At 68.2% G+C, this 20,745-nt stretch carries 21 protein-coding genes, 1 pseudogene and 2 riboswitches; of the genes and pseudogenes, 16 read left to right on the top strand and 6 right to left on the bottom strand.

Annotated elements, in window-relative coordinates:
- Positions 1 to 99 precede the first annotated feature (99 nt).
- From cofD to A5658_RS24960, 4 genes are all read left to right on the top strand, one after another.
- Entirely contained in the window at positions 100 to 1,092 is a 993-nt protein-coding gene (gene cofD, locus A5658_RS24975; protein ID WP_067341932.1) for a 2-phospho-L-lactate transferase, read from the top strand.
- On the top strand, positions 1,089 to 2,456 hold the full coding sequence (locus A5658_RS24970; protein ID WP_067341774.1) for a coenzyme F420-0:L-glutamate ligase: 1,368 nt from the start codon (positions 1,089 to 1,091) through the stop codon (positions 2,454 to 2,456). Before cofD ends, A5658_RS24970 begins: the two co-directional genes overlap by 4 nt.
- Positions 2,453 to 2,995, top strand: coding sequence for an NUDIX hydrolase (locus A5658_RS24965; protein WP_067341771.1), 543 nt, complete (start codon positions 2,453 to 2,455; stop codon positions 2,993 to 2,995). The genes A5658_RS24970 and A5658_RS24965 overlap by 4 nt, the downstream gene beginning before the upstream one ends.
- A 119-nt stretch (positions 2,996 to 3,114) precedes the next feature.
- Complete coding sequence (locus tag A5658_RS24960; RefSeq protein ID WP_067341768.1) at positions 3,115 to 4,023, top strand: NAD(P)H-binding protein; 909 nt, start codon at positions 3,115 to 3,117, stop codon at positions 4,021 to 4,023.
- Here the strand turns inward: A5658_RS24960 and A5658_RS24955 are convergent.
- The 3 genes and pseudogenes from A5658_RS24955 to rfbD form a co-directional block, all read right to left on the bottom strand.
- Positions 4,020 to 5,090, bottom strand: coding sequence for a sugar phosphate nucleotidyltransferase (locus A5658_RS24955; protein WP_067341765.1), 1,071 nt, complete (start codon positions 5,088 to 5,090; stop codon positions 4,020 to 4,022). The two genes, A5658_RS24960 and A5658_RS24955, sit on opposite strands and share 4 nt — an antisense overlap.
- Complete coding sequence (locus A5658_RS24950; protein WP_197503221.1) at positions 5,087 to 5,935, bottom strand: glycosyltransferase family 2 protein; 849 nt, start codon at positions 5,933 to 5,935, stop codon at positions 5,087 to 5,089. Before A5658_RS24950 ends, A5658_RS24955 begins: the two co-directional genes overlap by 4 nt.
- A gap of 10 nt (positions 5,936 to 5,945) precedes the next feature.
- A pseudogene (rfbD, locus tag A5658_RS24945) lies at positions 5,946 to 6,846 on the bottom strand (dTDP-4-dehydrorhamnose reductase).
- Between the two features lie 69 nt (positions 6,847 to 6,915).
- On the opposite strand from rfbD, the gene A5658_RS24940 reads away from it, so the two are divergent.
- The 10 genes from A5658_RS24940 to A5658_RS24895 all read left to right on the top strand — a co-directional run bounded on the left by A5658_RS24940 (position 6,916) and on the right by A5658_RS24895 (position 17,388).
- A complete protein-coding gene (locus A5658_RS24940; RefSeq protein ID WP_067341759.1) occupies positions 6,916 to 8,373 on the top strand; it encodes an LCP family protein in 1,458 nt (485 codons plus the stop codon).
- Positions 8,374 to 8,418: 45 nt separating this feature from the next.
- Positions 8,419 to 9,099 (top strand): TIGR03089 family protein, encoded by a 681-nt coding sequence (locus A5658_RS24935; protein WP_067341930.1) that lies wholly within the window; start codon positions 8,419 to 8,421, stop codon positions 9,097 to 9,099.
- A 211-nt stretch (positions 9,100 to 9,310) separates the two neighbouring features.
- Positions 9,311 to 9,595, top strand: a complete 285-nt coding sequence (locus A5658_RS24930) for a DUF1490 family protein (protein WP_067341756.1) — start codon at positions 9,311 to 9,313, stop codon at positions 9,593 to 9,595.
- 10 nt (positions 9,596 to 9,605) lie between these two features.
- Positions 9,606 to 11,744 (top strand): manganese-exporting P-type ATPase CtpC, encoded by a 2,139-nt coding sequence (gene ctpC, locus A5658_RS24925; protein WP_067341753.1) that lies wholly within the window; start codon positions 9,606 to 9,608, stop codon positions 11,742 to 11,744.
- A gap of 39 nt (positions 11,745 to 11,783) precedes the next feature.
- Complete coding sequence (locus A5658_RS24920) at positions 11,784 to 12,572, top strand: heavy metal-binding domain-containing protein (RefSeq protein WP_067341750.1); 789 nt, start codon at positions 11,784 to 11,786, stop codon at positions 12,570 to 12,572.
- A gap of 16 nt (positions 12,573 to 12,588) precedes the next feature.
- Positions 12,589 to 12,963, top strand: a complete 375-nt coding sequence (locus A5658_RS24915; RefSeq protein WP_067341746.1) for a DUF5073 family protein — start codon at positions 12,589 to 12,591, stop codon at positions 12,961 to 12,963.
- Between the two features lie 41 nt (positions 12,964 to 13,004).
- A riboswitch (cobalamin riboswitch) is annotated at positions 13,005 to 13,123 on the top strand.
- Between the two features lie 51 nt (positions 13,124 to 13,174).
- Complete coding sequence (locus tag A5658_RS24910) at positions 13,175 to 14,356, top strand: ABC transporter substrate-binding protein (RefSeq protein ID WP_067341743.1); 1,182 nt, start codon at positions 13,175 to 13,177, stop codon at positions 14,354 to 14,356.
- Positions 14,357 to 14,409: 53 nt separating this feature from the next.
- Entirely contained in the window at positions 14,410 to 15,417 is a 1,008-nt protein-coding gene (locus A5658_RS24905; protein ID WP_369830567.1) for an iron chelate uptake ABC transporter family permease subunit, read from the top strand.
- Complete coding sequence (locus A5658_RS24900; protein ID WP_067341737.1) at positions 15,414 to 16,844, top strand: ATP-binding cassette domain-containing protein; 1,431 nt, start codon at positions 15,414 to 15,416, stop codon at positions 16,842 to 16,844. Before A5658_RS24905 ends, A5658_RS24900 begins: the two co-directional genes overlap by 4 nt.
- Positions 16,831 to 17,388, top strand: a complete 558-nt coding sequence (locus A5658_RS24895; RefSeq protein ID WP_067341734.1) for a hypothetical protein — start codon at positions 16,831 to 16,833, stop codon at positions 17,386 to 17,388. The genes A5658_RS24900 and A5658_RS24895 overlap by 14 nt, the downstream gene beginning before the upstream one ends.
- A 17-nt stretch (positions 17,389 to 17,405) precedes the next feature.
- On the opposite strand, the gene A5658_RS24890 is transcribed toward A5658_RS24895, so the two are convergent.
- Together A5658_RS24890 and A5658_RS24885 are read right to left on the bottom strand one after the other, a co-directional pair.
- Positions 17,406 to 18,095, bottom strand: a complete 690-nt coding sequence (locus tag A5658_RS24890; protein ID WP_067341731.1) for a cation transporter — start codon at positions 18,093 to 18,095, stop codon at positions 17,406 to 17,408.
- A 47-nt stretch (positions 18,096 to 18,142) separates the two neighbouring features.
- Positions 18,143 to 18,346 (bottom strand): hypothetical protein, encoded by a 204-nt coding sequence (locus tag A5658_RS24885; protein ID WP_156751643.1) that lies wholly within the window; start codon positions 18,344 to 18,346, stop codon positions 18,143 to 18,145.
- 244 nt (positions 18,347 to 18,590) lie between these two features.
- On the opposite strand from A5658_RS24885, the gene A5658_RS24880 reads away from it, so the two are divergent.
- On the top strand, positions 18,591 to 19,490 hold the full coding sequence (locus A5658_RS24880) for a class I SAM-dependent methyltransferase (RefSeq protein ID WP_067341925.1): 900 nt from the start codon (positions 18,591 to 18,593) through the stop codon (positions 19,488 to 19,490).
- On the opposite strand, the gene A5658_RS24875 is transcribed toward A5658_RS24880, so the two are convergent.
- Entirely contained in the window at positions 19,487 to 19,996 is a 510-nt protein-coding gene (locus A5658_RS24875) for a GNAT family N-acetyltransferase (RefSeq protein WP_067341928.1), read from the bottom strand. The two genes, A5658_RS24880 and A5658_RS24875, sit on opposite strands and share 4 nt — an antisense overlap.
- A gap of 57 nt (positions 19,997 to 20,053) precedes the next feature.
- Positions 20,054 to 20,193: riboswitch (cobalamin riboswitch) on the top strand.
- A gap of 98 nt (positions 20,194 to 20,291) precedes the next feature.
- Here A5658_RS24875 and A5658_RS24870 point away from each other — a divergent pair.
- Positions 20,292 to 20,745, top strand: a 454-nt coding sequence (locus A5658_RS24870; protein ID WP_156751642.1) for a PPE family protein, incomplete at its 3' end; no start/stop codon positions are given.

Genomic DNA, 20,745 nt, shown 5'->3' with positions numbered 1-20,745 from the left:
TCACACCTGTCACACAAGGCAATCCGGCACCAGCCCGCCGATTCGATCACCCTACTCACCTCGGGGTCTGTGCCGCCGCCGCGCGTACTGTCGTGCGGTGTGAAGGTGACGGTTCTGGTCGGCGGAGTGGGCGGCGCGCGTTTCCTGCTCGGCGTGCAGCAGCTACTCGGTCTCGGCCAATTCGCCTCCGACGCTGAGCCTGCCGGTGACCACGAGCTGACTGCGGTCGTCAACATCGGCGACGACGCCTGGATGCACGGAGTCCGCATCTGTCCCGATCTGGACACCTGCATGTACACCCTGGGTGGCGGCGTCGACCCAGAACGCGGGTGGGGGCATCGCAACGAAACCTGGCATGCCAAAGAGGAACTCGTCGCCTACGGGGTGCAGCCGGACTGGTTCCAACTCGGCGACCGCGACCTGGCCACCCATCTGGTGCGCAGCCAGATGCTGCGGGCCGGCTATCCACTGTCGCAAGTGACCGCCGCGCTGTGTGACCGCTGGCAGCCCGGCGCGCGACTGCTACCCGCCAGCGACGACCGTTGCGAGACACACGTTGTCATCACCGATCCCGGCGACGGGAGCCAACGGGCGATCCACTTCCAGGAGTGGTGGGTGCGTTACCGCGCACAGCTGCCGACCCACAGTTTCGCCTTCGTCGGAGCCGAAAAGGCCAACGCCACAACTGAAGTCACCGACGCCATCGCCGACGCCGATGTGGTCCTGATCGCGCCGTCGAATCCGGTGGTGAGCGTCGGAGCGATCCTGGCGGTGCCCGGGATCAGGTCGGCGCTGCGGTCCACCGGCGCTCCCGTCGTCGGCTACTCCCCGATCATCTACGGAAAGCCGTTGCGCGGGATGGCCGATGAGTGCCTGAGCGTCATCGGCGTCGACTCCACCGCCGAGGCGGTCGGGCGGTACCACGGCGCGCGGTCCGGAACCGGCATCTTGGACTGTTGGCTGATCCACGAGGGCGACCACGCCGACATCGACGGCATCGCCGTGAAGGCGGTCCCACTGCTGATGACCGATCCGAAGGCAACGGCCGAAATGGTCGGCGCGGGCCTCGAACTCGCAGGCGTGGCGGTATGACTGACCTTTCGCCAGCCGAGCACGGTACGGCCTCACCGATTGAAATCCTGCCGGTGACCGGACTTCCCGAGTTCCGGCCCGGCGACGACCTCACGGCCGCGCTCACGATCGCGGCGCCGTGGCTACGGGACGGCGATGTCTTGGTGGTGACCAGCAAGGTGCTCTCCAAGTGCGAGGGCCGCCTGGTGCCCGCGCCCGAAGATCCCGAAGCGCGAGACACGTTGCGCCGCAAGCTCGTCGACGCAGAATCCGTACGGGTGTTGGCCCGCAAGGGTAAAACGCTGATCACCGAGAACAAGCTGGGCGTGGTGCAGGCCGCGTCCGGCGTGGACGGGTCCAACATCGGCGCCGACGAATTGGCTTTACTACCCGTCGATCCCGACGGCAGCGCCGCGGTGCTGCGGGCCGGACTGCGCGAAAGCCTGGGCGTCATCGTCGGCGTGGTCATCACCGACACGATGGGCCGAGCCTGGCGCAACGGCCAGACCGACGCCGCCGTCGGCGCGGCCGGGGTATCGGTGCTGCACGCTTACGCGGGCGCGGTCGACCGGCACGGCAACGAGTTGGTAGTTACCGAGGTCGCGGTCGCCGATGAGATCGCCGCCGCGGCCGACCTGGTCAAGGGCAAGCTGACCGCGATTCCAGTGGCGGTGGTGCGCGGGCTGCCCGCCGGCGTGGTGACCGAGACCGACGCCACCGCACGCCATCTCGTGCGCTCCGGCACCGACGACCTGTTCTGGCTGGGCACCGCCGAAGCCCTCGACTTGGGCCGCCGGCAGGCCCAGCTGTTCCGCCGCTCCGTGCGCCAGTTCGCCGACGAACCGGTTCCACCGCAGCTGATCGAGGACGCGGTGGCCGAGGCGCTCACCGCTCCCGCGCCGCACCACACCCGGCCGGTCCGCTTCGTGTGGCTGCAGACCCGAGCCGTCCGCGACCGGCTGCTCGAGCGAATGCGGGACAAGTGGCGGGCCGACCTGACCGGCGACGGCAAGTCCGCCGACGCGGTCGAGCGCCGGACAGCGCGCGGCCAGATCCTCTACGACGCACCCGAGGTCGTGATCCCGTTCTTGGTGCCCGACGGCGCACACAGCTATCCCGACGCCGCCCGGACCGACGCCGAACACACGATGTTCACGGTCGCGGTCGGGGCCGCGGTGCAGGCGCTGCTGGTGGCACTGGCGGTGCGCGAGGTGGGTAGCTGCTGGATCGGTTCGACGATCTTCACGCCGGATCTGGTCCGGGCCGAACTGGGTCTGCCCGACGATTGGGAACCATTGGGCGCCATTGCGATCGGCTATCCCGAGCAGCCGGTCACCGAGCCGCGCGAACCGGTCGCGGTCAGCGATCTGCTGGTGCGCAAATGAGCGTTCGTTCCTCGGCCATCGCGCTGCTGACCGACTGGCGGGCGCCGGATCGCTCGCAGGACTCGATTCGTAACGCCGTGCTGGCATTTCTGGATGCCCGCGAGGATGCCTGCCGTCGAGAATGCGCACCGGGGCACATCACCGCCTCGGCGTTGGTACTCGACCACACCGGCAGCCAGGTCTTGCTGACGTTGCATCCGCGGCTGGGCCGGTGGGTCCAACTAGGCGGGCACTGTGAGGATTCCGACGCCGACATCCTCGGGGCGGCACTGCGCGAGGCCACCGAGGAGTCCGGCGTCGACGGCCTGCGCCTGCACCCCGAGCTGGCCGCGATCAATGTCCATGCGCTGACCTGCTCTCTGGGCGTGCCGACCCGCCATCTCGATCTGCAGTTCCTGGCGCACGCCCCGGCGGGGGCACAGATCGTGGTCAGCGATGAATCGGACGACCTGCGCTGGTGGCCGATCGACGCGCTGCCCGACGGCACCGACGACGCCCTGGCCTATCTGGTCGAGCGGGCGGCACGAGTGTGCGGCTAGACGCACTGTCGAACCCGAGAGTGCGGCTGGTCGCACACTCGGGGCCGGATGTCGCTGGAATAACCCATGCACCCCGCTGGCTTGACTAAAGCATACTTAGCCGACCCAGAGGGACCGACATGACACCACCGACGACATATCTAGTGACCGGCGCGGGCGGTGGAGTCGGTGGCGTCGGCGCCATGGTCGCCGACAGCCTGCTGGCGGCCGGCAGCACCGTGCGGGCCATGGTGCATCGCGAGGATTCCCGTGCAGAAGCCTTGCGCGAGAAGGGCGCTCACGTCGTCGTCGGCGACCTGACCAACCCCGTCGACGTTGCCGCGGCACTCAAGGGCGTGAACCGGATGTTCTTCAGCATGAGCGTGTCCGCCTCCTACCTGGAAGCCGCGACCGTGGTCTGCTCGCTGGCCGCACTCAGCGAACTCGATGTGCTGGTGAACATGTCGCAGATGACGGTGTCGCAGATGACACCGACGAGCACCACAGAATCGCATCATCAACGCCTGCACTGGCTTGCCGAACGCGTCATCGACTGGTCACCGATACCAGCGGTGCACGTCAGGCCGACAGCATTTTTGGAGAACCCGCTATTCACGGCCCTCGCCGCTCACTCCATCCGCGAGAAGTCGGTGCTTGCACTACCATTCGGCGCCGGGCGAACGTCGCCGATCGCAGCCCGCGATGTTGCGGACACGGTGAGCGCGATCCTGCAGAATCCCGCCGGCCACATCGGCGCCGTCTACGAGCTGACCGGGCCTGCCGCTCTTGACATCGACGGCCTTGCTGCGCAGTACAGCACCGCCCTGGGCAAGACGATCACCGGTCACCGGCTCGACTTCGACGATTGGAAGCGCGAACTCGCGAGCAGCGGGGCCGACCCCCATTTACAGGACCACATCACGACGATGGCCCGTCTGCACCGTGAGGACCGCTACAACCGCTCCACTGGACAGGTTCAGGACCTCACCGGTCATCCACCGCAAAGCGTGGCCGACTACGTCCGCGCCCACCGCGAGCTGTTCGACTAGACGTCGCTGGAGTACCGGATCCCGCCGTCGGGAATGCTGACGCCGGGCCACACCCGCGCGCCGCGCAACAGCTCGCAGCGGGCGCCGATGTCGGCGCCGTCGCCGATCACGCCGTCGCGGACCAGCGCCCGCGGCCCGATCCGCGCGCCGAAACCGATGATCGAGCGTTCGATCACGCTGCCCGCCTCGATCCGGACGCCGTCGAAGATGACCGCGCCGTCCAGCCGTGCGCCAGGCCCGATTTCGGCGCCGCGCCCGACGACCGTGCCGCCGATCAGCAGCGCGCCGGGCGACACCGCCGCGCCGTCGTGCACCAGCGACTCACCACGGTGACCACCCAGCGCCGGCGACGGTGCGATACCGCGGACCAGATCGGCCGATCCGCGGACGAAATCCTCGGGGGTCCCCATGTCGCGCCAATAGCTGGCATCGACATAGCCGCACATCTTGACGCCGTCGGCCAGGAACGCCGGAAACACCTCACGTTCGACCGAGACCTCGCGACCGCGCGGGATGCGGTCGATGGTCTCGCGGGAGAACACGTAACACCCGGCGTTGATCTGGTCGGTGGGCGGGTCTTCGGTCTTCTCCAAAAATGCTGTGACGCGGCCGTTTTCGGTCGGCACGCAGCCGAAGGCACGGGGGTCGCCGACCCGGACCAGGTGCAGCGTCAGGTCGGCCTGCTGCTCGTGGTGATAGTCGAGCAGTTGGCCGAGATCCGCCCCGGAGAGCACGTCGCCGTTGAACACCAGCGCCGTGTCATAGCGCAGACGGCTTGCGACGTTGGCGATCCCGCCGCCGGTGCCCAGCGGCGTCTGCTCGGTCACGTACTCGATCTGCAGACCCAACTTGGACCCGTCCCCGAACTCGGCCTCGAAAACCGTTGGCTGGTAAGATGTTCCGAGGATCACGTGCTCGATCCCGGCCGCCGCGATGCGCGACAGCAGATGGGTCAGGAATGGCAACCCGGCCGTCGGCAACATCGGTTTGGGGGCCGAAAGCGTCAACGGCCGCAGCCGGGTGCCCTTGCCGCCGACCAGCACGACGGCATCAACCTGTTTGCTCATCGGCGCCGCCCTTCGTCGGAGTTACGCACCATCAGGCGCGACCGCACCGCCAGACCGGCCCGAAAGCCCCAGCGCAGCGGAGCGCGCCAAGGTCCAGAATGCCGGTCGGCAAGGTAGCGGTAAGTGCTTTTGTGATGCGCGACCAAATTGCGCGACGATTCGCGGGCGGTCGCGTGCCCCTTGTGGTGCAGCACTTCCGCCGTGGGCACATAGACGTTCAACCAGCCGGCCCGCCCCAGCCGGTCGCCGAGGTCGACGTCCTCCATGTACATGAAGTAGCGCTCGTCGAACCCGCCGACCTGCTCGAAGGCCGAGCGACGCACCAACAGGCACGACCCGGACAGCCAGCCGACCGGCCGCTCACTGGGCTCCAGCCGCTCCTGGCGGTAGGCCGCCGACCAGGGATTGTTCTTCCACAGTGGACCGAGCATCGCGTGCATGCCGCCCCGGATCAGGCTCGGCAATTCGCGAGCCGACGGATACACCGACCCGTCGGGATCGTGGATCAGCGGACCGAGGGTCGCCGCGCGGGGCCAGCGCGCTGCGGCGTCCAACAGCGCGTCGATGCTGCCCGGGCCCCACTGCACGTCCGGGTTGGCCACGATGATCCATTCGTCGACGTCTCCCAGTTCGGCGACGGCGCGGTTCACCGCGCTGCCGTAGCCGAGGTTGGAGCCCGTCGAGAACAGCCGAACGCCCGGGTACCGCTCGACCGCGGCCTGCGGCGTGCCATCGGTGGAGCCGTTGTCGGCCAGCAGGACGGTGACGGGCCGCTCGGTCGCGTGCGACAGCGAGGCCAGAAAACGATCCAGGTGTACGCCCGGCGAATAAGTCACCGTGACCACGGGCAGGACGTCACTCACGGGTTGAGGGTAACGGTCGACGCGGCGCGGACACCTCAGCAGGGAACGGCAAGCGCCGCCACGAGCGCATCGCGCCACGGTCGCAGCGGCGTCAGGCCGGCCTCTTGCGACTGGCGAGCCGATAGCGCCGAATACGCCGGCCGCGCGGCCGGCCTCGGGTTGTGGCTACTGCTCACCGGGCGCACCCGCTCCGGATCGGCGCCGAGGATCTCGAACACCGCGCGGGTCTGCCCGAAGCGGGTGACCTCGCCTCCGTTGGCGGCATGGACGATGCCGTTCGGAGCACGCACTTTGCCGTCGGCCACCTCGAGCAGCGCGGCGACCAGGTCGCCGGTGTAGGTGGGCGAGCCGGTCTGGTCGTCGACCATGTCGACGGTTCCGTCGCCGGCGGCCAGCCTGCGCATGGCGGCGACGAAGTCCTTGCCGTTGCCGCCGGTGTAGACCCAGGCGGTGCGGACCACGACGGCCCCCGGCAATGCGTCGAGCACGGCCCGCTCGCCGTCCAGCTTGGTCTGCCCGTAGACGCTGAGCGGTCGGGTGTCGTCGGTGGGCTCGTAGGGCCGCGACGCCGCGCCGTCGAAGACGTAGTCGGTGGAGATCTGCACCATCTGCGCGCCGACCCGCGCGCAGGCCTGAGCGATATATCCCGGGCCGGCGGCGTTGATGGCGTGGGCCAGGTCGCGGTCGCGTTCCGCGTCGTCGACGGCGGTGTATGCGGCGCAGTTGATCACCACGTCGCCGGCCTGCAGGATCTCGCCGGCGCGCTGCGGATCGGCGATGTCCCATTGCGACGACGTCAGCGCCAGCACTTCGCGTCCCTGCCTGGTCGCCTCCGCCGTGAGGAAACTGCCGACCTGTCCGCCTGCCCCCGCGATCACGAGTCTGTGCACCACGAGTTGCAAGTCTGGCACGCCGAGACTTGGCTACCCCCGTTACCGGTGTTACGCAAGTAATCTGTTGTGATGCCTGAGCAACGGGTGACTCGTGTGATCGCGACCGTGACGGCCGCGTTGGTCGTGCTGGTGACGGGGGTGGCGTGGAGCAAGGTCCGCTCCTTCGAGGACGGGATCTTCCACGTCTTCGCGCCGTCGCTGGGTCACGGTGCCGACGACGGCGCGATCGACATCCTGCTGGTCGGCATGGACAGTCGCACCGACGCCCACGGCAACCCGCTGAGCCAGCAGGAACTCGCGTCGCTGAAGGCCGGCGACGAGGTGGCCAGCAACACCGACACGATCATCCTGGTGCGCATTCCCGACAACGGGAAGTCGGCCACCGCGATCTCCATTCCCCGCGACACCTACGTGTCGGCTCCCGGACTCGGCAAGACCAAGATCAACGGCGTCTACGGCCAGACCAAAGAAGAGAAGCGGGTCAGCCTGGTCGAGTCGGGCGCCGCGCCCGACGAGGCCGAGCGCGAGGGCACCGAGGCCGGCCGCGAAGCGCTGATCAAGACCGTCGCCGACCTCACCGGCGTCACCGTCGACCACTACGCTGAAATCGGCCTGCTGGGCTTCTCGCTGATCACCGACGCCCTGGGTGGAGTCAACGTCTGCCTCAAAGAGCCTGTCTACGAACCACTTTCGGGCGCCGACTTTCCGGCCGGTCCGCAGAAGCTGAACGGCCCGCAGGCGCTGAGCTTCGTCCGGCAGCGTCACGAGCTTCCCCGCGGCGACCTCGACCGCGTGGTGCGTCAGCAGGTGGTGATGTCGTCGCTGGCCCACCAGGTGATCTCGGGCAAGACCCTGTCGAGTCCGGCCACGATGAACCGCCTGCAGTCCGCCATCCAGCGCTCGGTGGTGCTGTCATCCGGTTGGGACATCATGGATTTCGTCGACCAGCTGCAGAAGCTGGCCGCCGGCCGGGTCGCCTTCGCCACCATCCCGGTGCTCGACGAGTCAGGCTGGAGCGACGACGGCATGCACAGCGTGGTGCGCGTCGATCCGCATCAAGTGCAGGGGTGGGTGGCCGGTCTGCTGGACGGGCAGGCCAAGGGCAAGACCGACGAGCTCAGCTACGCACCGGACAAGACCAGCGCCAGCGTGCTCAACGACACCGACATCAACGGCCTCGCCTCGTCGGTGTCACAAGTATTGAGCGCCAAGGGTTTCGGAGCCGGTAAGGTCGGCAACAACGACGCTGCCCACGTGAAGAACAGCCAGGTGCAGGCTGCCAAGGCCGACGACGTCGGCGCCCAGGCCGTCGCCAAGGAACTCGGCGGGCTGCCCGTCGTCGCCAACTCCTCGGTGCCGCAGGGTTCGGTCCGGGTGGTGCTCAGCAACGACTACACCGGCCCGGGTTCGGGGCTCAGCGACGGCGGCCCCCGGCTCGCGGCCGCCTCGCATCCGGGGTCGTCCGACGCTCCCCCGCCGTCGCCGATCCTGACCGCCGGCTCCGATCACCCGGAGTGCGTCAACTGATTGACTGATGCGGTGACGACACTCAGCGCCGCGATTCTGGATCCGATGCTGCGCGCCGACCCGGTCGGCCCGCGGATCACCTACTACGACGATGCTTGTGGGCCTACCGGTTTACGCATCGAGTTGTCGGCGGTCACGCTGGCCAACTGGGCCGCCAAGACCGGCAACCTGCTGCGCGACGAGCTGGGCGCCGGATCTTCGAGCCGCGTGGCGGTGCTGCTGCCGGCACATTGGCAGACCGCGGCGGTGCTGTTCGGGGCGTGGTGGATCGGCGCAGAGGTGGTTTTCGGCTCGGACGCCGACATCGCCTTCTGCACGCTCGACCGACTGGACGACGCCGACGCCACTGGCGCGACCGAGGTGGCGGTGCTGTCTCTGGATGCCTTCGGCCGGCCGGTGCCCGATCTGCCGATCGGGGTCACCGACTACGCGACCGCGGTGCGGGTGCACGGGGACCAGATCGCCGGTGAGCAGCGGCCAGGTCCGGCGTTCGATGGCAGGTCTGTCGAGCAGGTGCGGGATGCCTGCCAAAAGGCCGCGGCCGCACAGGGTTTGGCGGACGGCGACCGGGTGCTCTCGACCGCGCCGTGGGACAGCGCCGATGACATGATCGACGGCCTGCTGAGCGTGCTGTCGGTCGGCGGGTCACTGGTCTACGTCGCCAACCCCGACCCGGCCGCGTTGGCCCGCAAGATCGAGACCGAGAAGGTCACTCGGACTCTCTGACCACTCCCACCCCACCAGCCTCGGGGCGGAAGGGGTGTACTTCTGCCCACCTTCGAGCGAATCCGGTGAGACGAGGCTCGTGTGGGACTCGTGTGACACCTGAGGCTCCACCGAGGTGAGGCCTATTCATGTTGATATCGCTATATATGGATGTTACGGTCGTCGGGAAGCATAAGCTCGTGCCGTAGAACACGACGGGAGGACGTTCGCGATGGTGTTGTCAGGCCTACTCGGTAAGGCGGCTGGGACGGTGGTAACCGGCCTGGTTGGCGTCAGCGCCTACGAACTCGTGCGCAAGGGCCTGGCCAAGGCTCCGATCCACGAGGCCGCGGTGTCCGCGACCGAATGGAGCCTGCGCGGCACCCGGCGGGCGGAGGAGGCGGCAGAATCCGCCCGGTTGAAGCTGGCCGACGTGGTGGCCGAGGCCCGCGAGCGCATCGGTGAGGAGGCGCAGCCTCCCGCCATCGGCGACCACGATCACGACCACGACCACTGAGCGGCAAGAGATGACGACCGATCTACAGGTCGTGTCCGACGCCGCTGGGCGCATGCGGGTGAAAGTCCCCTGGGTGCGCGCGAATTCGCGGCGCGCGGTCGCGGTGGAAGAGGCGGTGGACCGCCAACACGGGGTGCGCGCCGTGCACGCCTACCCCCACACCGGCTGCGTCGTGGTCTGGTATTCGCCCAAGCGCTGCGACCGCGCCGAAGTACTCACGGCCATCGCCGAGGCCGAGCATGTCGCCGCCGAACTCATTCCGGCCCGCACGCCGCGATCATCGGACATCCGCAACACCGAAGTCCTGCGCATGGTGATCGGCGGCGCGGCCCTGGCCCTGCTCGGCATCCGCCGCTACGGGTTCAACCGTCCCCCGCTGCTCGGCCCGTCCGGCCAGGTGGTCGCCACCGGCGCAACGATTTTCATGGGCTACCCGTTCCTGCGCGGCGCGCTGCGCGGGCTTCGATCCGGCCGCGCCGGCACCGATGCGCTGGTGACGGCGGCAACCGTCGCCAGCCTGGTGTTGCGCGAGAACGTCGTCGCGCTCACCGTGCTGTGGCTGCTGAATATCGGTGAGTACCTTCAAGATCTGACGCTGCGCCGCACCCGACGCGCAATCTCGGACCTACTGCGCGGTACCGCAGACACCGCATGGCTCCGCCTCGACGACGGAAACGAGGTCCAGGTGCCGATCGACACCGTGCAGATCGGCGACGACGTGGTGGTCCACGACCACGTGGCGATACCCGTCGACGGCGAGGTGGTCGACGGCGAGGCCGTGGTCGACCAGTCCGCAATCACCGGCGAGACGCTGCCGGTCAGCATCGTCGCCGGGTCGACCGTGCACGCCGGATCGGTGGTGCTGCGCGGCCGACTGGTGATCCGCGCGCGGGCGGTCGGCAACCAGACCACGATCGGGCGCATCATCTCCCGCGTCGAAGAGGCCCAGCACGACCGGGCACCGATTCAGACCGTCGGAGAGAACTTCTCGCGTCGATTCGTACCGATTTCGTTCGTCGTCTCCGCGGTCACGCTCGCGCTGACCGGCGACGTCCGTCGCGCGATGACGATGCTGCTGATCGCCTGCCCGTGCGCGGTGGGCCTGTCGACCCCGACGGCGATCAGCGCGGCGATCGGCAACGGCGCGCGGCGCGGCATCCTGATCAAGGGCGGCTCGCACCTCGAGCAGGCCGGCCGGGTCGATGCGATCGTCTTCGACAAGACCGGAACCCTGACCGTCGGCCGCCCCGTCGTCACGAACATCATTGCGCTGCACGATGATTGGCAGCCCGAGCAGGTGCTGGCGTATGCGGCCAGCTCCGAGCTGCACTCGCGGCATCCGCTGGCCGAGGCGGTGATCCGCTCCACCGAAGAACGTCGTATCACCATCCCGCCGCACGAGGAATGCGAGGTGCTGGTCGGCCTCGGCATGCGGACCTGGGCCGACGGCCGGACCCTGCTGCTGGGCAGCCCGTCGCTGCTGCGCGCCGAGAACGTCGCTGTCTCCCAGGAAGCTTCGGACTGGGTGGACAAGCTGCGCCAGCAGGCGGAGACCCCGCTGCTGCTCGCCGTCGACGACACGCTGGTCGGGCTGATCAGCCTGCGCGACGAGGTCCGCACCGAGGCGCCCGAGGTGTTGAAGCAGCTGCGCGCCAACGGAATTCGCCGCATCGTGATGCTCACCGGCGATCACCCCGATATCGCGACAGTTGTTGCGGCCGAACTCGGCATCGACGAGTGGCGCGCCGAGGTGATGCCCGAGGACAAGCTCGAAGTCGTGCGGCAACTCCAGGAAGAGGGCTATGTCGTCGGAATGGTCGGCGACGGCATCAACGACGCGCCGGCACTGGCCGCGGCCAACATCGGCATCGCGATGGGCTTGGCCGGCACCGACGTCGCGGTCGAGACCGCCGACGTCGCGCTTGCCAACGACGACCTGCGGCGCCTGCTCGACGTCGGCGATCTGGGCACGCGCGCGGTCGAGGTCATTCGGCAGAACTACGGCATGTCGATCGCGGTCAACGCCGCCGGGTTGCTGATCGGCGCCGGCGGCGCCCTGTCCCCCGTGCTCGCGGCGATCCTGCACAACGCCTCGTCGGTCGCCGTCGTCGCGAACAGTTCACGGTTGATTCGGTACCGCCTCGACTGAACGTCGGCCGGTTCGGCGTCGGTCTCGTACGATGTGCGCATGTCATCGACCCCCCTCGACCCGGTTGCCAGCGAACGGCTCTCGCACGCCGACAAGGTCTTCACCTCCGACCTGTCCATCAACGAATTCGCTCTGCTGCACGGGGCGGGCTTCGAGCCGCTCGACCTCGTGATGGGCGTGTCGGTGTACCACGTCGGCTACCAATTCACCGGTATCAGACAACAATCCGAGCTGCCGGTGCTCACCGAGGCCACGTATCGGGCCCGCTGGAACGCGATGGCCCGCATGCAAGCCGAGGCCGACGCGCTCGGCGCCGACGGCGTCGTCGGCGTCCGGCTGGAATGGCGTCAGCACGGCGCCGAGGCAGAGCACCTGGAGTTCATCGCGGTCGGCACCGCGGTGCGCTACAGCCCGAAGCCAGGCGCATTCAGACGCAACAACGGGCAGGCGTTCTCCAGCCACCTGTCGGGACAGGATCTGGCCACCCTGCTGCGATCGGGATGGGCGCCGGTGGCATTCGTCATGGGCAACTGCGTGTTTCACATTGCCGCGCAAGGCTTTATGCAGACCCTGCGGCAGATGGGCCGCAACACCGAGATGCCGCAGTGGACGCAGGGCAACTACGAAGCCCGCGAGTTGGCCATGTCGCGCATGCAGAGTGAAGCCGAGCGCGACGGCGCAAACGGCGTCGTCGGCGTGCACTTCAACATCCAGAACTACGCCTGGGGTTACCACACCGTCGAGTTTTACGCCGCGGGAACCGCGGTGCGTCGCAGCGGCACACCCGAAACCATCGCGCCGCAATTCGTCCTCGCCATGAACGACTGATGGCCCTGAATACCTGATGGCACAGTTCGATGCCGAACGGGTGAGCCGCACGGTCGGCCACGCACTGGCAGGTCCGGGCGGAATCGGCTTGGTAATCACCGTCTTTGCCGGATTGCCGGGCGTGACGCACACCGCCGCCAAACGGGGAGTGTTCACGTCGCAACCCGCACGGCTCCAGATCGGCGACTGGCGTTACGAGGTGACGTCCGACCACCGGCTTCTGGCGGCGCACATCGTCGGCGGCGTCGTGATCGGCGAAGAGGTGTTGCTGGCCGACGCCATCGGCCCGCACCTGGCCCGCTCTCTCGGGCAATTGGTCGCGCGTCACGGTCCAGCGGTCGTCCCCAACATCGACGCTGCGGTGGACGCGCTGAGCGCCGGGGCGGGCTGAATTCCCGACGTGCGATACTGCCCCGGTAAGGCGATGACGACAGAGGAAGCCGGTGCGAATCCGGCGCGGTCCCGCCACTGTCATCGGGGAGCGACCCTCACCAGCCACGGCCGCCAGGTCGGAAGGCGAGGCCAGCAGCGATCCGAGAGCCAGGAGACTCACGTCATCGCGTCCTGCGAGCCGGGGCGGTCGACCCCGAAAGCGAGCGTCGATGTCACACCGATCCTGGGTTGCGCTGCTGGTGAGCGCCTGGCTGCCGGTCGCATGCGCCACGCACCCGGTCGTCAGCGCCCCGCTGAAGCGTGACTGCATCACCGACTTCCGGCCCGGCACCGACTATTTCCCTGACAAATCCACGATCCTCGACGCCACCAACTTCACCCTCAGCTATCACGGCAGCTTCCAGGTGCTAACCGTCACGCAGCCCTATCCGCACGGCCGTCCGGAGTCCTATGTGTTGGTGCGCTGCGGCGCGCCGGCCCCGAAGCTACCCAGCGAGTTGACTGGCGCACAACGGATTACGGTTCCGGTCGCCGGCATGTACTCAGCCTCGATCACTCAGCTGGGCATGATCACCGAATTGGACCTGGCGAACGTTCTCACCGGTGTGGCCGACACCAGTGCCGTCGTCAATCCGCAACTACGACAACGCATCAGCAGCGGCAGAACGGTCGGTTATGCACCTGGCAATCAGGTCAACGTCGAGCGCGTGCTGGCCGCCCATCCCGATGTGCTGGTGACTGCGGGCACCGACGATCCGGCCTACGCGAAGCTGCGTGAGGGTGGGGTCAACACGGTCGCCGACGCCGAATGGCTCGAAGCCACCCCGCTGGGCCGGGCCGAATGGATCAAGGTGCTGGCCGCCCTGACCGCAACCGAGAAAAAGGCCGCCGAGGTGTACGACCGGCTGCGCGGCGACTACGCCGCGGTCGCGCGGCAGTCCGCCGGCGTGCGCCGCGTCGACGTGCTGCCCGGAACCATGTACCAGGGCACCTGGCTGATGCCCGCCGGCGGCGCCTACGTCGGGCACCTGATTCGCGACGCGGGCGGCAGCTATCCCTGGGCCAGTGAAACTAGCACTGGCACATTGGAATTGAACTTCGAGTCGGTCTACGCGAAAGCCGGCCAGTCACAGCTGTGGCTCGTCGACAACGACTGGAAGACCACTGCGAACGCAATGGCCGAGGACAGCCGGTACGGCGAACTCGCGGCCGTGCGTACCGGCCAGGTCTGGTCGGCCACCAAAGCCATCGGTCCCGGCGGAGGAAACGACTACTGGGAGCGCGGCGCGGCTCGGCCCGATCTGATCCTGGGCGATCTGCTGGCGATTCTGCATCCCGAATTGGCGCCGCAGCACGAGTTCGCCTTCTATCGGCAGGTCATCCGCGCATGACGACGACTGCTGTCACCTCAATCACGTTGCGGCTCAACCGAACCGTAGTGGTCATGCTGGCCCTGTCGACATCCGTCGCGCTGTTGACCCTGCTGGGCCTGGCGCTGGGTCCGGTACGGGTGCCGTTGCTCGACACCGCCCGCGTCCTGATGGGGGTCCAACCGTCGGACCCGCGCTGGCAGGTGATCGTGCATAGCATGCGGCTGCCCCGCGTGCTGACCGCGATCGCCGCGGGCGCCGGCCTCGGTGTCGCGGGGCTGCAGATGCAGACACTGTTCCGCAACACCCTCGCCGACCCCTACGTGTTGGGTGTCAGCTCGGGCGCCGGGCTGGGTGTCGCGGTCGTCGTGATGGCGACCGGATCGGGATTTACCGCGGGACTGGCCGCCGGCGGTCGAGTCGGCGCTGCCATCGCTGCCGCGGCCGGCGCGGGCGCCGTGCTAGCGATGGTGCTGGTCCTGGCCCGCTGGGTGCGCTCGGCTGCGACGCTGCTGCTGATCGGCGTGATGGTGGGCGCGGCCACGACCGCGGTGGTGAGCGTGTTGCTGGTCTACGCCGACCCGCAGCGCGTACAGCAGTACCTGCTGTGGGGACTCGGCAGCTTCGCCGGCACCACCTGGCAGGACCTACAGCTGTTGCTGCCCATCGTCGCGCTCGGGTTGGCCGCGGCCGCGCTGACGGTTCGCGCGCTCAACGCGCTGCTTCTCGGTGAAAGTTACGCCCGCACAATGGGTATCGACGTGCGGCGGGCGCGGCTGATCACGGTCGTATCGGCGTCGTCGGTAGCCGGCGCCACGACGGCGTTCTGCGGCCCGATCGCGTTTCTCGGCCTTGCCGTGCCGCACCTGACACGGCTGGCCCTGGGCACGTCCGATCATCGCGCGGTGCTCCCCGCCACCGTGCTGATGGGCTCGGCCGTTGCGCTGTTGTGCGGCATCGCCAGTCAGCTGCCTGGCAGCGACGCGGTGCTCCCGATCAATTCGGTCACCGCGCTGATCGGGGCACCGATCGTCGTCCTGGTGCTGATGCGCAATCGCCACGGCGTGGGAATGCAGCGATGAGCCTGCACCTCTGCGACCTCGCGATCGGCTACCGCAGCCGGCGAAAGGTCACCGCTGTCGCAGCCGGTCTATTCGCGGTCGCCCGTCGCGGCGAACTCACGGTGTTGCTGGGCCCCAACGGTTGCGGTAAGTCGACACTGATCCGCACCCTCTGCGGACTGCAGCCGGCGCTAAGCGGCGAGGTGCTCGTCGACGGAACGGCTCTGGCCGGCATCGCGGCCGACCGACTGGCCCGGCGCGTGGCGGTGGTGCTCACCGATCCGGTCGACCCGGGCCTGCTGTCGGCGCGTGATCTGGTCGCGCTGGGCCGCATCCCGTACCTGGGCATCACCGGTCGGTTGAGCCGCGACGATCACCACATCGTCGAGCAGGCACTGGCCGCGGTCGAGGCCGGGCATCTGGCCGACCGCCCCGTCGCGGACCTTTCCGACGGCGAGCGGCAACGGGTATTGACCGCCCGCGCGCTGGCTCAGCAGCCGCAGGTGCTGGTGCTCGACGAACCGACCGCCTTCCTCGACGTGCCGTCCCGTAACGGGCTGGTGAACATGTTGCGATGCCTGGCCCACGAGCAGGACCTGACTATCGTCATGTCCACCCACGACCTCGAACTGGCGCTGCAGCAAGCCGATCGGGCCTGGCTGCTGGGCCGCGACGGCACACTCGTCGACGGAACCCCGGGCGAGCTCGTCGGTAGCGGACGGGTGAACTCTGTATTCGGTTGCGAGATAACACCCTCCAGCGATCCGCGGGCAGTCGCGGCGCTCGCCGAACTCCGCTGTGTCAGCCCGTATTTCGCGCTGGGCACCGGACCGCAACACGGCGGTTGGCGTCCCGTCAAGCAGCTCTACGACGACACCACGGTGCTGGCCGAGATCGTCGACCGCGTCCAGGCCCGCATGGACGTCACCGAGCGGCGCGTCGCAGCCTCGACGTTCTTCCTGGGCTTCGCTGCACGACTCTGGTCGATCGGAGTGGGCAGCGTCGCCGGTTACGGACTGCTGGTCGACCTGCCGCCCGAGCGGTTGCTGTTTCGCGAGAGCGACGGCCAGATCGCGTTGCACCTCGAGCATCCCGCAACCCGTCCGCGCGAGGAGCTGGCCGGCATGGTGCTCGACCGGCATCTCGATCCGCTGGCGGTAGCGTTGCGCCGTCTGGGCCCGATCTCGCAGCGGATGCTGACCGGCAATACCGCGTCGGCCCTGCTCGGCGCGGCGCGGGTGTTCGATCACGACCGGGCCACGACGGCAGGATGGGAGCTGGCCCGTAGCCTGTGCGCCGACCCACGACTAAGTGGGGCAGTCCATTTCGGCGATAACGACTACCGCCGGACCAGTTGCTGTTTGTATTACCGCACGCCTGATGGCGGGCTCTGCGGAGATTGCGCCCTTGACCGGGTGCCGGAAAGGTGTCGCGATGATCGACTTTAGCCCTGCGGTACAGACCACCGAAGACAATGGCCGCGAACAGGTTTGGCCGCTGCCGACCGATGAGGACAGCCTGCTCAGCCTGCTCAAGCTGTGCTTCGAGGAGTACTGGGACGAAATATGGTTCGGCGTTCTGGTCGAGGGCGCGGCGTGGGAGGTCGCCGCTCCCAATCCCCCCAAACGGATCTCGATGTACGACGGCTACGCCACAGTCGACTTCGGCCGCTGGCATTTTCACCTGTGCATCGGCGAGCACAAGGACAGTGGTCCCGAACTCGGCCGCATCCGCCGCTGTGCCCGCGCCGAGCTGTATCGCCGGATCGGCAAAGACGGCTCACCCACGTCGTGGGGAGTGCGCCTGTTCAACGGCCGCGATGACCAGTTGATGACGCTGATGCTGCCCAGCCCGTTCATGACCAACGTTCAGCAGGCGCGCGACGAGCCGGCTTTCTCACAGCTGGAACTGTGGGACCGGCTGCGGGCCAAGTTCCTGGGACTGGACCCCGATCCACTTGACCGGTCCGGCAAGGCCTTTCGGCACGGCTGAGTCGGCACGGCTGATCGTCAGCAGCAGTCGTCCCCGCGCCAGGACTTGACGCCCTGCCAGATCGCCGTGGCGGCGATGCCCAGCCCGATCGCCGGGTCGAACCACCAGATGCTCGGCCAGATCGCCGCGACTCCCAGACCGAACAGGACGGCCGCGGCCTGCGCGCCGCACAGGTAGTTCTGGGTGCCCTCGCCCGCGGTGGCCGCCGAGTGGAGACGCTCGGCCAGCGAATGCTTGACGCGGCCCAGGATCGGCATCAGCACCAGCGAGGCGGCCGTCAACGTCATGCCGATCATCGAGGTCTGGGCGTCGTGCGGGTCGAGGACGTGGTGGATGGACTCCGCGGCGATATAGGGAGCCGTCAGCCAGAACGACCACGCGACCCCGATCTGCGCGCGCCGCTCAGCGGTCGGGGACGCGGTGCGCCAGCCGGAAAACCGCCAGGCCACCATCGCGCTGGCCAGCGCCTCGGGCAGGCTGCCCAACGCCCACCCGGTCAGCGCGATCGAGCCGACCGCGAGCCCCTGCCACAGCCCGACCACGCCCTCGGTGAGCATCGCCGCCATGCTGACCCAGGCCAGCCGATATGCCCATGTCGCGCGGTGCTGCCACCGGTTGTCGTGTGCGACGGGGCTCCCGTGGTCGTGTTCGCAGCAGGCATCGGCGACAAGCCCGGCCTGATCGCCCATCGAACGGGATTCGGTCACCCAGAGATGTTAGGTCACCGCGCAACGCGGGCGTGCCCGCCTCGCTGTTAAGCAGGCGTCAAGGGCCGCTTCATGGTGCAGACGATGCTCCACTCGAAATAGAACTCGCCGCCCTTGTCGTAGCCCGCGAAGTGGTGGGACACCTGGACGCGTTGCACCGAGGAGTTCACCACCTCCCAGCCCTCCGCGCCGTGGGTATTGAGGGCTTTGTTCGCCTCGTCGATGACAACCTGCAGGGACTCATTCGTCACACTGATAAAGGTGGTCTCCCACCTTCGCGGAGACCAGTTGCCGTCGGACACCCCTGACGTCGGAGCAGGCGAAGGTGCACTCATAAGGCGGTACCTTATGCGGCCACGCCCCCGCAGAAGTGAATGGAACTTGACCGATGCGTTAAGTGATGTCGCCGAATTTCGGTGACGGCCCGGGATGGTGGCCCGTTGTGCCGCAACGTCACAAGGTAATTCCCAGCCTCGGATGACTACCCTGGCCGGCATGGCGCGCACTGAGAACGACACGTGGGATCTGGCGACGAGCGTGGGGGCCACTGCCACCATGGTGGCGGCGGGCAGGGGCCGAGCCACCCAAGCGGGCCTCATCGACGACCCGTTCGCCGCACCGCTGGTGCGGGCGGTCGGGGTCGACTTCTTCACCCGCTGGGCGAACGGCCAGCTCAGCGCGGACGAAGTCGACATCCCCGGTCACCCGTGGGGCATGCAGCCGATGACCGACCTGCTTGCGGTGCGCACCCGGCTGATCGACCAATTCCTCTCCGACGCAACCGAATCCGGCATCCGCCAGGTGGTGGTCCTGGCCTCCGGCCTCGACGCCCGCGGTTACCGTCTGCCCTGGCCCGCCGAGACGGTGGTGTTCGAGATCGACCAACAGCAGGTGACGGACTTCAAGACCGCGACGCTGGCCGCCGCGGGCGCCGAACCGACCGTCGAGCTCGTCGCGGTCCCGATCGACCTGCGCGACGACTGGCCGGCGGCACTGAGGCAGGCCGGCTTCGACCCCGCCCGGCCTACGGTGTGGGTGGCCGAGGGTCTGCTGGCGTTCCTGCCGCCGGAGGCTCAGGATCGGTTGCTGGACAACATCACCGAGCTCAGCGCGCGGGGCAGCCGACTGGTCGTCGAGATCTTCCTGAGCACACCGGAGTCGCTGGAGGTCATGCAGGCGGCGGCGCAGAAGTGGTACCAGCACGGCCTCGACGCCCGCATCGACGACCTCTGGTACAGCGGCGAGCGTCACCACGTGGCGCCGTACCTGGACGCTCGTGGCTGGCAGACCACACGGCACCGGTCTGCCGAATTGCTGGCCGAGGCCGGCCTCCCGGTTCCCGAGCGCAATGACGGCCAGACCGAAAACTACTACTGCACAGCACAACTCGGCTAGCTGTTAGCCAAGCTGCACTGCCAGAAGCCGACGTCGTGCCAGGCGTCGTTTTTGTAGCCGGCCTCGCGAAGGCGGCCGACCCGCTCGAATCCGTGTCGCTCGTGCAGTCTTACGCTCGGCTCGTTGGGCAGCGCGATCACTGCGATCGCGCTGTGAAATCCCTTGCGGCGCAGGAGATCTAGCAGATCCGTATAGAGCGCATCGCCGACGCCGCGACGGTGTGCCGACGGGTCGACGTAGATGGTGGATTCGACGGTCCACTGGTAGGCGGCGCGTTCGTTCCAGGGACCCGCGTAGGCCGCGCCGACCACGTCGTCGTCGATGACGGCCACCAGCCATGGAAACCGCCGGCGCCGTTGCTCCCACAGCGCGCGTACCTCGTCGAGGCTCTGCGGCTCGGTCCGGAAATTGAACACCGAATGCTCGATGTAGTGGTTGATGATGTCGCGGACCCGCACCAGATCGTCGGCGGTGGCGGATCGCACCTGCGGCGGGCTGCTGATCATTTCGGTCACCGTACATATCGAACTCATGCGTCGCAGGCGACCCGGTGTGGCAAGATCTCACCGTTAGGCGATGACGACAGAGGAAGCCGGTGCGAATCCGGCGCGGTCCCGCCACTGTCATCGGGGAGCGACCCTCACCAGCCACGGCCGTCAGGTCGGAAGGCGAGGCTAGCAGCGATCCGAGAGCCAGGAGACTCACGTCATCGCGTCCTGCGAGCCGGGGCGGTCGACCCCGAAAGCGAGAGTCTGCTATGACGCTGAGCGCGTTGTTCTCCGCAATTTCCGACTACCGTGCGTGACCGCCCCGGTCTGGATGGCCGCACCTCCGGAGGTGCATTCGGCGCTGTTGAGCAGCGGGCCCGGGCCAGGGTCGTTGCTGGCCTCGGCGGACGCGTGGACCGGTCTGAGCACCGAGTACGCGGCGGCCGCCGATGAACTGACCGCCGTGCTCGGAGCGGTGCAGGGCGCAGCGTGGCAGGGCCCGAGCGCCGAGTCCTATGCCGCCGCGCATGCCCCCTACCTGACGTGGCTGCTCAAGGAAAGCGCGAACAGCGCCGCGATGGCCGTCCAGCAGCAGACCGCGGCGGCCGCCTACACCACCGCGTTGGCCGCGATGCCCACCCTGGGTGAGTTGGCCGCCAACCACGCCACCCACGCGGTGTTGTCGGCGACGAATTTCTTTGGCATCAACACGATCCCGATCGCGCTCAACGAGGCCGACTACGTCCGGATGTGGGTTCAGGCCGCCA

It is taken from the genome of Mycobacterium sp. 1245111.1, from assembly GCF_001673405.1.
Classification (GTDB): domain Bacteria; phylum Actinomycetota; class Actinomycetes; order Mycobacteriales; family Mycobacteriaceae; genus Mycobacterium.
Note: the sequence above shows the minus strand (reverse complement) of the source record. Positions and strands in the feature narration are given on the sequence as shown.